This window comes from Polaribacter vadi, from assembly GCF_018861005.1.
Classification (GTDB): domain Bacteria; phylum Bacteroidota; class Bacteroidia; order Flavobacteriales; family Flavobacteriaceae; genus Polaribacter; species Polaribacter vadi_A.
This window is the reverse complement of the sequence record NZ_JAHKQL010000026.1, coordinates 52142-68988: the sequence shown is the minus strand read 5'-3', so window position 1 is coordinate 68988 and position 16847 is coordinate 52142. Positions and strand designations below refer to the sequence as shown.

Annotated in this window: 11 protein-coding genes; 7 read left to right on the top strand and 4 right to left on the bottom strand. The window is 29.8% G+C overall.

Going from position 1 to position 16847, the window contains the following annotated elements; genetic code table 11:
- Nucleotides 1-84 precede the first annotated feature (84 nt).
- A complete protein-coding gene (locus KO506_RS12540; RefSeq protein WP_215995265.1) occupies nt 85-1509 on the top strand; it encodes an ATP-dependent DNA helicase in 1425 nt (474 codons plus the stop codon).
- Here the strand turns inward: KO506_RS12540 and KO506_RS12535 are convergent.
- Nucleotides 1506-2456, bottom strand: a complete 951-nt coding sequence (locus KO506_RS12535) for a lipid A deacylase LpxR family protein (protein ID WP_215995264.1) — start codon at nt 2454-2456, stop codon at nt 1506-1508. The genes KO506_RS12540 and KO506_RS12535 overlap by 4 nt on opposite strands.
- A gap of 92 nt (nt 2457-2548) precedes the next feature.
- Here KO506_RS12535 and ppk2 (KO506_RS12530) point away from each other — a divergent pair, with 92 nt between their 5' ends.
- The 4 genes from ppk2 (KO506_RS12530) to KO506_RS12515 are packed head-to-tail and all read left to right on the top strand — an operon-like array spanning nt 2549 to nt 10226.
- Nucleotides 2549-3409, top strand: a complete 861-nt coding sequence (ppk2, locus tag KO506_RS12530; RefSeq protein WP_215995263.1) for a polyphosphate kinase 2 — start codon at nt 2549-2551, stop codon at nt 3407-3409.
- A gap of 4 nt (nt 3410-3413) precedes the next feature.
- Nucleotides 3414-4199: a polyphosphate kinase 2 gene (gene ppk2, locus KO506_RS12525; RefSeq protein ID WP_215995262.1), complete on the top strand. Its 786-nt coding sequence runs from the start codon at nt 3414-3416 to the stop codon at nt 4197-4199.
- Nucleotides 4200-4233: 34 nt separating this feature from the next.
- On the top strand, nt 4234-9270 hold the full coding sequence (locus tag KO506_RS12520) for a cadherin-like domain-containing protein (RefSeq protein WP_215995261.1): 5037 nt from the start codon (nt 4234-4236) through the stop codon (nt 9268-9270).
- Nucleotides 9270-10226, top strand: coding sequence for a PorP/SprF family type IX secretion system membrane protein (locus KO506_RS12515; protein ID WP_215995260.1), 957 nt, complete (start codon nt 9270-9272; stop codon nt 10224-10226). Before KO506_RS12520 ends, KO506_RS12515 begins: the two co-directional genes overlap by 1 nt.
- A gap of 25 nt (nt 10227-10251) precedes the next feature.
- On the opposite strand, the gene KO506_RS12510 is transcribed toward KO506_RS12515, so the two are convergent.
- Entirely contained in the window at nt 10252-10884 is a 633-nt protein-coding gene (locus KO506_RS12510) for a hypothetical protein (protein WP_215995259.1), read from the bottom strand.
- A 67-nt stretch (nt 10885-10951) separates the two neighbouring features.
- On the opposite strand from KO506_RS12510, the gene KO506_RS12505 reads away from it, so the two are divergent.
- Both KO506_RS12505 and KO506_RS12500 read left to right on the top strand, forming a co-directional pair.
- The gene (locus KO506_RS12505; protein ID WP_215995258.1) at nt 10952-11497 is read left to right on the top strand and encodes a Smr/MutS family protein; all 546 of its coding nucleotides are present in this window, start codon (nt 10952-10954) and stop codon (nt 11495-11497) included.
- A gap of 15 nt (nt 11498-11512) precedes the next feature.
- Nucleotides 11513-12646: a cysteine desulfurase family protein gene (locus tag KO506_RS12500; protein ID WP_215995257.1), complete on the top strand. Its 1134-nt coding sequence runs from the start codon at nt 11513-11515 to the stop codon at nt 12644-12646.
- Nucleotides 12647-12677: 31 nt separating this feature from the next.
- Here KO506_RS12500 and KO506_RS12495 read toward each other — a convergent pair whose 3' ends face one another.
- Both KO506_RS12495 and KO506_RS12490 read right to left on the bottom strand, forming a co-directional pair.
- Nucleotides 12678-15455 (bottom strand): alpha-amylase family glycosyl hydrolase, encoded by a 2778-nt coding sequence (locus KO506_RS12495; RefSeq protein ID WP_215995256.1) that lies wholly within the window; start codon nt 15453-15455, stop codon nt 12678-12680.
- A 62-nt stretch (nt 15456-15517) separates the two neighbouring features.
- Nucleotides 15518-16837, bottom strand: coding sequence for a SusE domain-containing protein (locus KO506_RS12490; protein ID WP_215995255.1), 1320 nt, complete (start codon nt 16835-16837; stop codon nt 15518-15520).
- Between the last annotated feature and the right edge of the window lie 10 nt (nt 16838-16847).

The following is a 16847-nucleotide window of genomic DNA, read 5'->3' as shown; positions in this document are numbered from 1 at the left end:
TAGTGTTATCGCAAATCTACAATTTTTTTTCAATGATAAAAATTTCTTTGCAAAGAAATGTATCTTTGAACCTTTAATTTTTTTATGATAAAAATACCTGCAGAATTTTACAAAGAACTTCAAAAGAAATTTCCACATAATCCTACACAAAAACAAGGCCAATTATTACAATTATTAAGTAATTTTATTTTTAATGATGATAAAGATGCGTTGTTCTTATTAAAGGGTTATGCAGGTACAGGTAAAACAACCACAATAAGTACTTTTGTAAATTCGCTTTGGGCTTCTGGTAAAAAAGCAGTTTTATTAGCGCCAACAGGTAGAGCAGCTAAAGTTATAGCCATATATTCTAAAAGACCAGCTTTTACAATTCACAAAAAAATCTACTTTCCTAAAAAGCAAGGTAATGGTTCTGTAGATTTTGTTTTACAAACCAACAAACATAGAAATACTATTTTTATAGTAGATGAGGCTTCTATGATCCCTGATGGTAGGCAAAATCAAAAATTGTTTGATTCTAGTTCTTTATTAGATGATTTAATCTCTTACGTTTATAATGGTCATAATTGTAAATTAATTTTTATTGGTGATACTGCTCAGTTACCTCCTGTTAAGTTAGATATAAGTCCTGCTTTAGAAGAAGAGACGTTAAAATATACTTATCATAAAAATGTTGAAGAAATTGAGTTGGATGAAGTAATGCGTCAGCATGAGAATTCTGGAATATTAGCAAATGCAACACATTTAAGACTTTTATTGCAAAATAATGGAGATAATTTTCAGTTTGATGTTGATTTTCCTGATATAAAAAGATTAATTGATGGTTATGATATAGAAGACGCATTGGTTGCTGCTTATGATAATGATGGAGTAGAAGATACTGCTTTTATTGTGCGTTCTAATAAAAGAGCCAACCAATACAACCAACAAATACGAATGAAAATTCGTGGACAAGAAAATGAAATTTCTGCAGGAGATTATGTAATGGTTGTAAAAAATAATTATTTCTGGTTAAACGAATCTTCAAAAGCTGGTTTTATCGCCAATGGCGATATTTGCCAAGTTTTAAAAATATTCTCTATTAAAGAGTTATATGGATTTAAATTTGCAGAAGTTGAGTTAAAAATGATAGATTACCCAGAAATGCAACCTTTTGAAACGGTTTTGTTGTTAGATACTTTAATTAGTGAAAGTCCGTCTTTAACTTACGAAGAATCTAATAAATTGTACCAAGCTGTTAAAGAGGATTATGCAGATGAAAAATCAAAGTACAAACAATTTCTAGCCATTAAAAAGAACAAATATTTTAATGCATTGCAAGTTAAGTTTTCTTATGCAATGACTTGTCATAAATCGCAAGGAGGTCAGTGGCAAACTGTTTTTATAGAGCAACCTTATTTGCCAGATGGGGTTTCTAAAGAATATTTTAGATGGTTATATACAGCTATTACAAGAGCGCAAAAAAAACTATATTTAATAGGTTTTAAAGATGATTTTTTTGAAGATTAACGCAACAAGTAATTAATACTTATTGTTCCGTATTTATGGCCATAAGTATATCTTAAATCCTTGGTTTTGTTGGTGTTGTAATTAAATATATAGCCAAAATTAAAACGATTAGCTGTAAATTTAATACCAAGTTCTATATTGAATACTAAAGGAACTATTTCTTTAGTAACCAAACTGTTATTGTTTAAAAAACTACCTTGAATTGTAGCGTCATAAAAATTATATTGTAGAATAGGTTTCATATAAAAGAAAGACTCTATCTCTCTTTTAAATTTTGTTTTATCATCATTTAAATTTGTATTAAAAGCTATTGAGTTTGCCATTTTTTGAAGCGATGTAAAACCAAATCTTAAATTAAAACCAGAATTAATATTGGTAAATACGGTACCTAAATTAGCAGAATTTGCCCAAGAAATATCAAAAGTATTCGATTCGTTATTTGTTAAGGAGGTAATGTATTCTGTACCAAAATTTAAACCGAAGGCATTTTCTATTTGATATTGCCATCCTGTAGCTTCTTCAAAACCATAGATGTCGTGAATAAAATCTTGTAGTTCTTTACCATAAGCATTTGGTCCAACAATACCAATTTGTAAAGAAGTGTTTAAGATTTTATTTTTTTTATATACTTTTTTTAATCCAAAACCAGCGTATAAATAACCTGCAAAAGGTCTGTCATGTAAATTAATAGTTTTTACAACAGGTTTATAGGGGGTGTACATTTTATGGCCAATTTGCCATTCTATAATTTTTTTGTCTAAGTTTTTATTGTTATTTTTAGTTAAGTATCTGTAGGTTAAAAACATTCCATTTGTGTAATAACGATCTCTGTCTACAGAAGCATAGAGGTCATTATCATTAACAAAACTGATTTCTTTAGCATATTTTTGCTGAGAAGAAATAGATAGTGATACAAAAAAAATAATTATAAAAATTCGGTTTTTCATCGAAGACAAATATATTATGAATCAATTTAAAATGATAAAATTTAACGCAATTTTAAAAAAAGGTTTTATTTTAGAGCAATTAAACTAAAAATATGAATTCTAAGGGAACTTTAACTGCAGAAGATTTTAATAAAATTACAAGTAGTAAAGAATTATTAGCGCTTATTAAAGAAAAAAACATGTCATTTTCAAAAGTAGAAAACACACTTACTTATGATAATGAACTACGTATGCTACAAATAGAATTAGTAAAATTACAACGATTCGTATCAAATAATAATAAAAGAGTTGCTATAATATTTGAAGGTAGAGATGCTGCAGGTAAAGGTGGTAATATCCGTAGATTTATGGAGCATTTAAACCCAAGATCTAGTAGGTTAGTAGCACTTAATAAACCAACAGAAGTAGAAAAAGGACAATGGTATTTTCAAAGATATATTAAAGAATTACCAAATCCTGGTGAAATTGTTTTTTTTGATAGAAGCTGGTATAATAGAGCAGTTGTAGAACCAGTTATGGGTTTTTGTACAGATACACAATATAAAGAATTTTTACAGCAAGTGCCAGAATTTGAGCACATGATGTATGAAGATGGTGTAATTATTATAAAATTTTGGCTGTCTATTACAAAAGAAGAACAAGCTAAGCGTTTTGAAGGCAGAAAAGAAGACCCGTTGAAAAGGTGGAAATTTAGCCCTGTGGATAGACAAGGCCAAATTCTTTGGGATAAGTATACTTATTATAAAGAAGAAATGTTTACCAAAACACACACAACCTACAGTCCTTGGATGATTGTAAAAACTAATGATAAAAAAGTTGCAAGATTAGAAGCAATAAGACATGTTTTGTCTCAGTTTGATTATGAAGGTAAAACTGAAGCAGGTACAGTTTTAAATCCTGATCCTAATGTTGTTATGCGTTATTATCGTTCAAATATTCATCAAATAGATTAAATAAATGAGTAATAATTTAACAGAGTCTGATGTAAAAAAACTTAACTCTAAAAAAGGGTTGTTGGCATTACTGTCTAAAGAACCTTTTAATGTAGAAAGAGCTTTAAGGTATATAGATTATCAAAAAAAATTAAAAAAATTACAAACTGAGTTAATTCGATTACAAACTTGGGTAATTAATAATGATGAAAGAATAATTGTTGTTTTTCAAGGTAGAGATGCTGCAGGTAAAGGTGGAGCAATAAGAAGAATTACAGAACGTATTAATCCACGTTTTATGAGAATTGTTGCATTACCAAAGCCTACTGAAGATGAAAAATCTCAATGGTATTTTCAAAGATATGTAGAGCAATTGCCTAAAGCAGGTGAGATGGTTTTTTTTGATAGAAGTTGGTACAATAGAGCAGTAGTAGAACCTGTAAATGGTTTCTGTACACCAGAAGAATATGAAATTTTCATGAATCAAGTTAATGATTTTGAAAGAATGATTTTAGATTCTGGCATACACTTGGTGAAAATTTACATGTCTATCTCTAAAAAAGAACAAGCCAAACGTTTTGCTGATATTAAAAGTGATCCTTTAAAACAATGGAAAATGACCAAGTTAGATGAAAAGGCACAAGATTTGTGGGATCAATACACAGAATATAAAAATGCAATGTTCGAAAGAACAAATACAGAAATTTCTCCTTGGAAAATTATAAGAGCCAATAGAAAAACAGAAGCTAGAGTAAATGTGATAAATCATATTTTAAAAAGAATTCCTTACGATAAAAATTTAGAAATTTAGTTTATTGCTTAATCCCCCAATTTAAATTTATAGTATGCTAATTAAACGTTTCATAGCATTATTTTATTTATTGTTTTGTGTACAATTACTAGTTTCTCAAACTGCACCTATAGCTAGTAACGATAATACTGTTGTATTAAAAAACACAAATTTAAACATAGTTGCTCCAGGTGTTTTGGCAAATGATACAGATGCAGATGGTGATACAATTACAGTTACATCTTTTTCAATTAATGGAATAGAATTAACAGCAGATCAATCAGCAAGTTTTACAGAAGGTACTATTCAGATTTTTAAAGATGGAAGTTATACATTTACTCCAACTTTAGATTATAGAGGAATTGTACCAACCATAAATTATACAATTACAGATGGCACTTTTACAAGTTCTGCAAACTTAAACATTACTATTAAAGATGCTCCAATTGCCAATAACGATACAATTGTTGCAGTTGTTAATACAGCTATAAATCAAATTACTCCAGGGCTTTTAGAAAATGATACAGATGCTGATCAAGATGTACTAGTAGTTACCAATTTTACAATTAACGGAACAACTTATAATGTAGGTCAAACAGCAAGTTTTTCTGAAGGAAGTATATTAATATTTCCTGATGGTAGTTATAATTTTACGCCGACTTTAAATTTTTCAGGTGATGTTCCAACAATAAATTATACCATTTCAGATGGAAATTTTACAAGTTCAGCAAATCTAAATATCTCTGTAGAAAACATTCCAGAAGCCAATGATGATGATGATTCTACAATAGTAGATCTTTCAATTACAGAAGTAACACCAGGTCTTTTAAAGAATGATACTGATTTAGATGGAGATTTACTTTCCATATCTAAATTTTCGGTAAATAGTTTAGATTATAATGCTGGGCAAACAGCCACTTTTTCTGAAGGTTCAATTATTATATCAGCAAATGGAGCATACTCTTACACACCAACTCAAAATTTTGTGGGTGATGTTCCTCCTGTAAATTATACTGTTACAGATGGGGTTTTTGAAAGTTCAGCTATATTAAATCTTACAGTTTATTTACCTCCAGAGCCACCTGTAGCCAATAACGATTATGATACAGTAGATATTAATACTACCTTAAATGTTGCTACACCTGGTGTTTTTGTAAATGATACAGACATCAACGTACAAGATATTTTAACTGTAACTCAGTTTTCTGTAAATGGTTTTACATTCAATGCAGGTCAAACAGCTAATTTAGCACAAGGTAATTTAACTATAGCAGAAGATGGAAGTTATATTTTTGAGCCTACAACAGATTATATAGGTGAAGTGCCAACCATAGTTTATACAATTACAGACGGTACATTTACAAGATCGGCTAATTTATATTTAACAGTAGAACCTACAGAAGACTTGTTAGAAATTAGTAATTTAGGTAGTTGTAATCAAGGTTTTAATGCAAATGGAGAATATAAAATTGTATACAGCCTAATACTTACTAATATAAATAATGCTAGAGATTTACACGAACCAGCATTAATTAGAAATATCGATTTAATAGATGATTTACAAAGTGCTTTTGGAGTTGGTTGTGTTGTAAATGTAGAGGCTGCAACAGTAAGTAACAATTTAGTAGAAAACATTGCAGAAAGTTCTTACTTTCCAATGGATTTTGATAATTCAGCAATCAATAATGGATTTTTAAATGGTAGTTCAAGCGCTGTTTTTAATGATAATGCTATTAACAATTTAATTCTATACCCAAGGCAATCTATTTTTGTTAGTTTTTGTGTAACCGTAAATCCATTTTGTAATGGAAGACCTAATCCAACTCCATCAGGTTCAGGTATTAATTTTACAAATACAATAACAGCAAATACAGACAAAGGTAATAACGCAATAAGTGCAATTACTTTAAACGATTTTCATACAACAGAAGCTGTTGTTTCTGCGGGTTTATATGTGCCAGAGTTTAATAATCAAACTATAGATCCTCCTGGTTTAGTAAATTTTGATGGTACTTACGATTACGTAAACACTATTATATTAACAAATGAAGGAGCAGTAGATGCCCAAAATATTAATTTTAATATGGGGTTAGACGATTTTAGAAATAGAGTTGTTTTTACAGAGTTTCTAATATCACAAGTTTCAGGGCCAGATGTTACAGTAAACACCAATTACGATGGAAATAACGAAACAACTTTATTAACACCCAATAACATTCTGCCTGCAGGAGAAACTGTTGTTTTAGAAATTTATTATAAAATTGGCCCAATAGATAATGGTAGTTATAGCTATTTTAATCAAACTAGTTTATCGCAAACTCAAGGAAATGCAGATGGTTTTGATGCTTTATCAGATGCAAATAAAAGTGCTTTTACCTTTGTAAGTTGGTCAGATGGTTTGGGTAGTCATTTAGATCGTTATTATTTTGCTAATTCAGCTTCAGCAAGTATAACATCAAGTTTATATTGTACTTGTACAATTGCTGGTATGCGTTTTATTTTTGATGCAGAATCAGAAACAGATAAAAGAATTACTAATGTTGTTAAAGTGCCAGATGGTATTTTAGAACACGAAGAAATTACCTATCAAATTACTATTGAGAATACAAGTGATTCTGTTCAGTTAGATGAATTGCAAATCACAGATAATTTAAATAGTACTTGTGGTGGTAATATACTTTCGGTTTCTACCCCAACAATTTTTAGTTCATCAGCAACTACAAATCCTAATTTAAATTCAAATTATGATGGTGTTTCAGATACCAATTTATTTGATGGTACTTCTGGATTATTAAAAATTGGAGAAACAATTACAGTAGAATTTACAGTGTTGTATAGTGAGTCTTGTATTGGTTCAAATTCGGCTTCTTTTACATCAAAAGATCCTTTAGATAGACAAATTTCATCATCAAACTCAACTAACGTAAATGCATCTACAGACACAGATAATGATGGTATTATAGATGATTTTGATTTAGATGATGATAATGATACTATTGCAGATGTTTTAGAATATGATGGTTTAAATCCTCTAGATGATGATGATGCAGATTTTATACCCAATTATAGAGATACTGATTATGGTTCAGATAATAATGCAGACGGAATTGTAGATATTTTTGATTTTGATAATGATGGTGTGCCAAATCATTTTGATTTAGACAGCGATAATGATGGGATTTTAGACATTGTAGAAGCTGGTAATACTTCAGATGATGTCAGTAAAAATGGTAGAACAAATAACAATGTAGGTGCAAACGGATTAGATAATTCTAAAGAAACCAATGATGGCTCAAATGCAACTAACAACTATAATTTACCAAATACAGATGGTACAACAAATCCAGATTTTTTAGATATTGATGCAGATGGAGATGGAATTGTAGATAACATAGAAGCGCAACTCACCAATAATTATGTAACAACAACAGGTGTTTTTACAGATGCAGGTATAGATACAGCATACCCAAATGGACTTATACCTATAGATTCTGAAAATGATAACATTCCAGATTATATAGATATAAATTCAGATGATGATATAAGAGATGATATTATTGAAGGTTGGGATACAAATAGTGATGGAACTGCAGAAACTGTAGCCACAAATTCTGATGCAGACAATGATGGTTTAGATGATGCTTTTGATAATAATGATAGTCTACTAAATCCAACAAATGGACAAACACCACAAAGTTTTCCAAATTTTGATAATTCAGATACTCCAGAAAGAGATTGGCGAGAAATTATTGCAATAGTTGTACTTATAGATGATGTTAGTTTATCAGAAGGTAATGAATTTGTTTTTACATTAAGGTTAGTAACCAAAAACGATAATTCTGTATTAATAGAAAGTGCATTTCCAATAACAATAAATTTTTCAACCTCAAATGGTACAAATTTAACTGGTCAATATGATGCTGCTATTGCTCCTTTTGATTACTTTAGTGTTTTAAATACAGTATTTACAATTCCCCCATTAATGAATACAGAACAGTTTTCTACAACAACTCTAGAAGATAATATTTACGAGTTAACAGAGTTTTTTACCTTAAATGGTACAATTACATCCAACAATACAATCAATACAAACTTTAGTGGTATTGGTACAATTTTAGATAATGATGTTGCTCCAGATATTACAATGAACAATACTCAAGAAGATGAAAATGTAGATTTAGAACATACTATTGTTATTTCTCATCCTTGTTCAACACCTATTGAAATAGAACTAAATACAAGTGATGATTTTGCGATAAGTCCAGATGATTACTCGTCATTTTCTGATGTTTTAGTTATAGCTGGTACAATTGATGAAAACAACGCAAATACAGAAGTTTCTTTTACAATTTCATCATTTTTAGACAATTTAAACGAGTTAGAATTAGAACCTTTAGATGTAGTTGGTATTGTGCAAACTAATAATGTAGGTATACAAGATTTAACAAAAACAGCCACAATTGTAGATGTAGATCCAAATCCGTTAGTAGTTATAACTAACGAAGAAACTATAGAAGGCAAAAGCTTAAATTTTACAATTAATCTTTTAAATGATTCTGATGAGTTAATGCAAAATTATCTGCCTATCAACTTAAATTTTATTACTGTTGATAGTACAACAACAGGTAATTTTGATTACGAATCAATTTCAGAACAAGTTACAATACCTGCATATTCATCAACAATAACTCAAACTGTAAAAACGTTAAACGATAATTTAAATGAAGATACAGAAACAATGTATTTACAGGCAGATTTATTTAGTTTTAATGTAGCAAACATAACAGCTCCAAGAGGCGTAGGTACTATAAAAGATAACGATTATCCTAATTTATTTTCACCAAATGGTGATGGTAAAAGTGATGTTTTCGAAATTTCTGGTATAGAAGATTATCCAAACTTTAAATTAACGATTTACAATCGTCAAGGAAACGAAATATACAACTACAGTAATAATGGAAATGTAAATCCTTTGTGGTGGGATGGAACTTATAATGGTAATCCTGCACCAACAGACGTCTATTTTTATCAATTAGATTTTAATGATGGGGAATCAGAACCTATTACTAAATTTATTCAATTAATAAGATAATGATTCAGGAAACTAAAATTATCTTAAAAAAGAGTATTAAGTTTAAACTAAACTTAATACTTCTAGTTGTTTGCTTTTTAAGTCTAAAAATGCAAAGTCAGCAAGTGCCACATTACACACAATATTTGTACAATATGCAAATAATTAACCCTGCATTTGTAGGGTATAGAGCAGAGTTAAGTGCATCAATTTTAACACGTCAACAATGGGTTGGAGTAGAAGGTGCACCCAAAACCAATACATTCTCTTTAAATGCAAGAACAAGAAAAGGTTTAGGTTTAGGTTTAACAGTTGTAAATGATAAAATAGGTTTATCAGAAACTACAAATTTAAATTTAGATGCATCATATACTCTAATAACTTCTAGATATAGTAGAGTCGCATTGGGTTTAAAAGGCGGTTTTACCTTTTTTAATAACAATTTATTTGATGGTATAACTCCAGATAGTGATGTATACGCATCAACAACTGGTAATTTTTCTAATGTAGGTTTTGGGGCTTTATTTTACAATAGAAAATTTTATCTAGGATTCTCTATTCCTTATTTATTAGAAACCCCACAATTTTATATCGAAGACAATTATAAAAAAGGAAGTTTAGCAACCAACCCAAATTACTTTTTGTCTAGTGGAGTTTTGTTTAAACTATCAGAAGATGTAATGTTTAGACCATCAACAATGGTTAGGTATACTAAAAACTTACCAATATCTGTAGACGTAAATACAAATTTCTTGTATAAAGATATGATAGAAGGTGGTTTATCTTATCGTCATAAAAGTTCTGTAAGTGCTTTGTTTAGTGTAATTTTAAATAAGAAATTTAGAATTGGTTATGCTTATGACCATCGATTTTCTACATTGGGTGGTAACTTAAGTTCTCATGAAATTATGTTTCACATCGATCTTAATTTTAAACGAAATACAAGGTGGTTAATTCATAACCTATGTTATTTTTAATACAAAGAAAATAGTTCAAAACACCTTAAGAAAGTAATTTTTTAATTTGATTAAAAATTAAATAGATTTCACCAGCAATTTGGGTACTTGTTTGCAAATAAACTTGTTCTTGTTCAGTAGTTCCATCAGAGAATTTTGGATCTAAAAAAGGCAATGCAAAACGATGTGTAGCAGCAGGTATAAAAGGACAATTTCTATCTGCATCATTACAGGTTAAAATAGCCATATAAGGCTCTTGATTTATAAGATTACTATACAGTTTAGAAAAACCTAGAATATGGCTATAAGAACCCTTAAAAGATATTTGATAAGTTGGGTTTTGATGAGAAAAATCTGATAATTGAAAAGAAAACCCAGCTTTTTGTAAAGTTTTTACTGTTTTTCTGTAAAAAGCTGTAATTTCTGTACCTCCAGAAAAGGCATTAATATTTAGGTTAAAATAATAAGCAGCAAAATAGCTCCAAACTTGCCCCATTTGACTTCTTCTAGAGTTGTGTGTGCATATAAAATTCAAATTGATAATCTCATTAGTTGCATACTCTTTAGCAATAGTTTCTGCTATTTTTAACAAAAGTTTTGTTCTATCCTCAGAAATAGAAAGTTTTTTATAAGAATTTTCAAAAAAGTTTTTTGTGGAGGTGTTTGAAGTTTTCAGCATATTCACATTATTTTTTCAACAAAATTAGACTAAAATTGTATTTTTGTAAATTAATATAATGTTAAGAATGCGTTTAGAAATTGGAAATAAAGTAGCAGTTTTAGATGATGTTTTAAAAGGAATAGTCACAAATATTAAAGGTGATGATATTTCAGTTGAAACCGAAGATGGAATGCTTTTTATTTTTAAAAGGAATGAGTTGGTTAAGATAGAAAAAGAACAACATGAGCTCACTAAATTCTCAGACATTAACAATGCATTTTTAAAAGAAAAAATAGCTTCTCAAAAAAAGAATAAAAGTGCTTTTATTAAAGAAAAAAATGAAGTGATTTTAGAGGTAGATTTACATATAAATCAGCTTGTAAAATCTACCAGAGGTTTAGATAATTACGATATGTTAAACCTGCAATTAGATACTGCCAAAAGAAAAATTGAATATGCAATTGGTAAAAGAATATCAAAAATTGTTTTTATTCATGGAGTAGGAGAAGGTGTTTTAAAAAGCGAATTACATTCATTGCTAAATAAGTATCCTGTAAAATATTACGATGCTTCTTATAAAAAATATGGTTTAGGAGCCACAGAAGTTTATGTGTATCAGAATGTGAATTAATTGTACTTTTGCCCTATGAAAGCCATTTATTTAGACAATGCAGCCACCACAAAAATTGATGATGAGGTTTTAGAATTAATGTATAATTCTATGAAAGAAATTTCTGGAAACCCATCTTCTACGCATCAATTTGGTAGAAAAGCAAAATCTGCTGTAGAAACAGCAAGAAAAAATATTGCCAAACATTTTAATGTAACTGCTAGCGAAATTGTTTTTACAGCTGGTGGTACAGAAGCCGATAATTTAATTCTAAAAAATGCCTTTTTAAATTTAGGAGTAAGTAAAATTATTACTTCTAAAATAGAACATCATGCAGTTTTACATACTTGTGAGTTTTTAGAAAAAACTCACAATATACAATTAGATTTTGTTAATGTTGATGAATTTGGATGTGTAGATTTAATTCATTTAGAAGAATTATTGTCAGACTCAGATCATAAAACTTTAGTGAGTTTAATGCACATTAATAATGAAATTGGTAGCATTTTACCTGTGGATGAAATCTGTAGAATTTGTAAAAAATACGATGCTTTATTTCATTCAGATACTGTGCAAGCAATTGGGCATTATCATTTAGATTTACAAAAAGCTCCAATCGATTTTATTGTGGCAAGTGCCCATAAATTTCACGGGCCAAAAGGTGTTGGTTTTGCTTATTTTAAAAAAGGCTTTGGTATTTTACCAATGTTACATGGAGGAGATCAAGAAAGAGGAGCAAGGTCTAGTACAGAAAATGTGCATAGCATTTTAGGTATGGATAAAGCTTTAACAATTGCTTATAACAATTTAGAAAAAGACAAAAATTATATAGAAAGCTTAAAAGTTTATTTTATTTCTGAACTAAAAAATATTTCTGATGATATTCAATTTAATGGATGTTCTTCTGATTTAGATAAAAGCAGTTACACGATTTTAAATGTACGTTTTCCTGTAAATGATGATATGCTTCTGTTTAGTTTAGATATGGCAGGAATTGCAGTTTCTGGAGGTTCTGCTTGCCAAAGTGGAAGTAACATTGGCTCTCATGTGCTTGCAGAAATTTTAGATAAAAATGATGCCGATAATACTTCTGTACGTTTCTCTTTTTCTAAGTTTACTACCAAAGCAGAGATTACAGAAACTGTAAAAAAAATAAAAGAGTTGCTGTAAAGCAACTCTATTAAAATATTAAGAAAAATACTTATTCTATAATTAATTTTTTATAAGCTTTCCCTTCCGGATTTTTAACTTCTATAAAGTAAATTCCTTTGTTTAGTTGCTGAACATTAAAAGTTTCATTTGCACTAAAGTTTCCAGAAAAATCCATTACTTTTTTACCATTCATATCATAAACACGAACGTTGTTTGTATTGATGTTTAACTTAAATGAATTTCTTGTTGGATTTGGATAAACCAAAACTTCATCATCTAAAAATAAATCTTCTGTAGATAAAGCAGCTTTACTGTTTCCATAAACTTTAAATTCACCTGGTGCTAAAGAAATAACATCGTTAACGTTACTTACAGTAATGGTTTGATCATCATTTAGTAAATCATACCAAGTTCCAGTTTTTTGAAAAGCAGGAGCTATATTTTGAGTGGTAACTCCAAAGTTTCCAATTATGGTTACATATTGAATTTCTTGAGCAGTATCATCAGTTAAATGAATTTTCTTTAATCCATTCGTATTTGCAACATCCATAGTAAAATCAGAAGTTTCAAAAATATCAAACTTTAATTTTAACTGAATTAATTTAGACCAAGTGTTGTACACATCTTTTCTATCTTGATCATCAAAATAATTCCATAAAATTGGTTTATTACCAGTTCTACCATTTTGATCGATAGAAATATCATAACCCAATTCACCAAATTGCCAAATCATTTTTGGTCCAGGAACTGTAAAATAAAAAGCAGCAGCCAATTCTTCTCTATCTAAAGCTGTACTTGTGTTTTTGATACTATAATTTCCACTAGAATTACCAAATTGTAAGTTTTTATACATTAAACGTTCTTCATCATGGCTTTCCATATAACTTACATTTGCAGGCACAGACCAACCTCTGTTTTTAAAAGAAATCCAAGAAAAATCTGATTCGCTACCAAAACCCATTGTAGCTTGGTTGTATTGATGATTGTGGTTACCCCAAACCATAATTCCTTTACCTTCATTTAGTTTGTAATTTACCCATTCAGTTTCTTCGGTATTTGTACCTAAATGTTCAAAAATGATGTAAAAACCTGGATCAATTTCCCATTGATAATCTGCATATTCTTTTAAAACATCAACTCTATCTTGTTGATATGCATTTGTACAAGCATCGCTACCAGTACAGTTTTGAGTAAATCCTTTGGTTAAATCCCATCTAAAACCATCAATTTTATATTCATCAATCCAATATTGAGAAACTCTTTTTACATAATCTCTAACATCTTGTTTAGAGTGATTAAAATCGTTAAAAACACTGTAAGAATGTCTTGCAATAGGATTAAAAAACGGACTGTCTGTACTTGCTTGTCCACCATAACCACCATTATCAGTATTCCACATTCTGTAATATGGATTTTGACCAGAAGCGTGGTTAAAAGCAACATCTATAATAACTGCAATTCCTCTTCTATGACATTCATCAATAAATTGTTTAAAAGCAGTTGCTGTACCATAATACTTGTCTAAAGCCATATGAAAAGAAGGATTGTATCCCCAAGATTCGTTACCATCAAACTCCATAACAGGTAAAAATTCTATTGCATTGATACCTAATTCTTCTAAATAATCTAATCTAGCTTTTACAGCATCATAAGAATGTAACGCATCAAAATCTCTAATCAACAGTTCATAGATTACTAAATCTGTTTTAGCAGGTTTTGTAAAATTTGTGTTTTGCCAAACATAATCTGCATCACCAGTTCTTAACAATGTAACTGCATGATTTGTTTCTCCTGAAGGATAATTGGGGAAGTTTGGATAGGTAACATCGTCTATATACTGATCATTAGATTCTGTTAAAACCACAGTAGAGTAGGGATCTGCAACTCTTAAATCTGCTTCAATAATATATTGATAAGTATAATCGGTTTGTGGAGTTAAACCTGTAAGTTCAATCCAAAAACGATTTTTAGAGCTGTCTTTTTTTAACAAGTAATTGTTGTCAATTTCCCAATTGTTAAAACTACCAATTACATGTACAAATTCCTTTCCTGGTGCGTAAAAAACTAAGGTAGCTTTAGTGTTATCAGAAGCATTTAAATTAATACCATCTTTTAAATCTGCAGGTAACGTAGCTTCTGTAACAGTTGGCTTTACAATAGCCTGAAACGTTGTGCTTTTAGTTTCTCCATTATTAACAGCTTCTAGAATATAAGTTGTGTTTTCTGTAACTGTTGGTGAAAAACTGTAAGATGTTAAGTTCGATTTTTGGTCTATAGTAGCGCCATTTGCTTTTAAAGTAAAGTTTGCATTTAAAGAAGTTGATGCATTTATAGATAAAGTTTCACTAGCATTTAAAATTGTAGTTGAGGTTGATGGTGTATTTAATGTTAATTGAAAAGAACCCACATTAAAAATAAAATCTGCACAACCATTGTCTTTTAGTTCTTGGTTACCAGCAGCATTTCTAAACACCATACCCATATTGGTTATGCTTGCTGCTTCTGCATCTGTTAACGAATAATAGGTTTTTGGTACAAAAGTAATTTCCCAACGATTGTTAGATGAATTATAAGCCATTTCTCCAACTCCATCATCTTGTCCCCAATTACCAACAACACTTGCTCCCCAAGCATCACTTGCATTACCCACACCAGAATGTAAATATACTTTAGATGGATTATTCAATCCATTACAATCTGTGGCAGTACTGCTAGCATCTAAACTAATGGTAATAGATGCGTTAATGTCAAAAGGATTTGGTGTTATGGTTATTTGACCAAAGCCTAAAGAACTGATTAATAAAAATAGAATCGTAATTTTTTTCATATTGTATCGATTTTAAAACACAAAGGCTACCATTGGTAGCCTTTGTTAAGTTAAAAAAAAACTTAATTTATTGTGTAAATAGGGTTGTCTGGATCTGTAAAATCTAAAACAAAAGAGTAAGTACCTGCAACAGATATAATATTATCACCTCCATTATCTAAAGTTCCATCTGAACCAGTATCACCATAGTTTAAAGCCCAAGCCTCATTTGCTCTGAATTTGTATTCTCCGTCTAAAAGAGTAACATTATTTAGAATCCAAATATCATCATTAGGTTGAGACCAATCTCTTGTGAAAATTGCATCTGATGTAGCTCCCCAATCATTATAAGCAGAACCTACAAGACCCCAAATATTATCAATTGCTTCTAAAGAATAGGATAAATCATTTAAATTTACAGTAACAATATATCTGCCTCCTATTGTAGCAATATTGCCTCCAGAAGTGTCTAGAAATCCAGCAGAACCAGCACCATAAGCAGTTCCCCAATCATTATTTATTCTAAATTTCATTTCACCTTCTTCTAGTTTTACAATTCCTCTAAATTGATCAGAATAAGGGTCATAAGTTAATGCGTAATCTGGAGTTGCACCCCAATCATTATATGCAGAACCTACAATACCTATTGTAAACTCTTCCATAGTGTAAGTAAGGTCGTTTAAATTGAAAAGAATTTTATAAGAACCAGCAGTAACAGCAATATTATCTCCAGCAGCATCTAACGTTCCATCTACACCAGTATCACCATAATTATTGGTCCAATCGTTATTTTCTCTGAATTTAATTTCACCATCAATTAAAGTTACATAAGCTACTAAAACACCAGAATCACTTGTAGTAAAGAAAGGTAAATCAGGAGTTGCACCCCAATCATTTGCTGCAGAACCAACAACACCCCAAGTAGTAGATAAATCTAAAATACTAGAATATGGAGTTACATTGATTGTTTTTGCATCAGAATTAATTAATAATTGACCACCAACAAAACCTTGTAATTTTATTGATAAATCTGAAGCCATATCTGCTTCTGCTCCTAAACCTAAAGCAATTGAGTTTAACTCTAAAGTACCAAAAGATTTCTCTAAATCATCACCAACATCAATAGTTGTAGCATTGCTAAAATCTCCACTAGCTAAATCAACAAGAATTTTATAAGTTGGTGCTGCATTAAAACCATAATCTGGTTCTGCCCAATTCGTATTCAAAGCAATGTCATCTTGATTTGCTTCTAAAAGTACAATTGGTGTAGTTTCTACAACAATAAGTTCTGTAGTAGCTTCTACGTTTTCATTTAATATTACTCGATCACTAATATCCTCACAACTGGTAAAACCAATTGATACAATAATTAGAGCGAATAATGAATTTAATATTTTTTTCATGTCTTTATTT

Bases quoted from the DNA above. Each gene is read 5' to 3' on its own strand.
- KO506_RS12535 (WP_215995264.1), bottom strand. From the start codon at position 2,456: ATGAAAAACCGAATTTTTATAATTATTTTTTTTGTATCACTATCTATT.
- KO506_RS12500 (WP_215995257.1), top strand. From the start codon at position 11,513: ATGAAAGCCATTTATTTAGACAATGCAGCCACCACAAAAATTGATGAT.
- ppk2 (WP_215995263.1), top strand. From the start codon at position 2,549: ATGAATTCTAAGGGAACTTTAACTGCAGAAGATTTTAATAAAATTACA.
- KO506_RS12540 (WP_215995265.1), top strand. From the start codon at position 85: ATGATAAAAATACCTGCAGAATTTTACAAAGAACTTCAAAAGAAATTT.
- KO506_RS12520 (WP_215995261.1), top strand. From the start codon at position 4,234: ATGCTAATTAAACGTTTCATAGCATTATTTTATTTATTGTTTTGTGTA.
- KO506_RS12490 (WP_215995255.1), bottom strand. From the start codon at position 16,837: ATGAAAAAAATATTAAATTCATTATTCGCTCTAATTATTGTATCAATT.
- KO506_RS12515 (WP_215995260.1), top strand. From the start codon at position 9,270: ATGATTCAGGAAACTAAAATTATCTTAAAAAAGAGTATTAAGTTTAAA.
- KO506_RS12495 (WP_215995256.1), bottom strand. From the start codon at position 15,455: ATGAAAAAAATTACGATTCTATTTTTATTAATCAGTTCTTTAGGCTTT.
- KO506_RS12510 (WP_215995259.1), bottom strand. From the start codon at position 10,884: ATGCTGAAAACTTCAAACACCTCCACAAAAAACTTTTTTGAAAATTCT.
- ppk2 (WP_215995262.1), top strand. From the start codon at position 3,414: ATGAGTAATAATTTAACAGAGTCTGATGTAAAAAAACTTAACTCTAAA.
- KO506_RS12505 (WP_215995258.1), top strand. From the start codon at position 10,952: ATGCGTTTAGAAATTGGAAATAAAGTAGCAGTTTTAGATGATGTTTTA.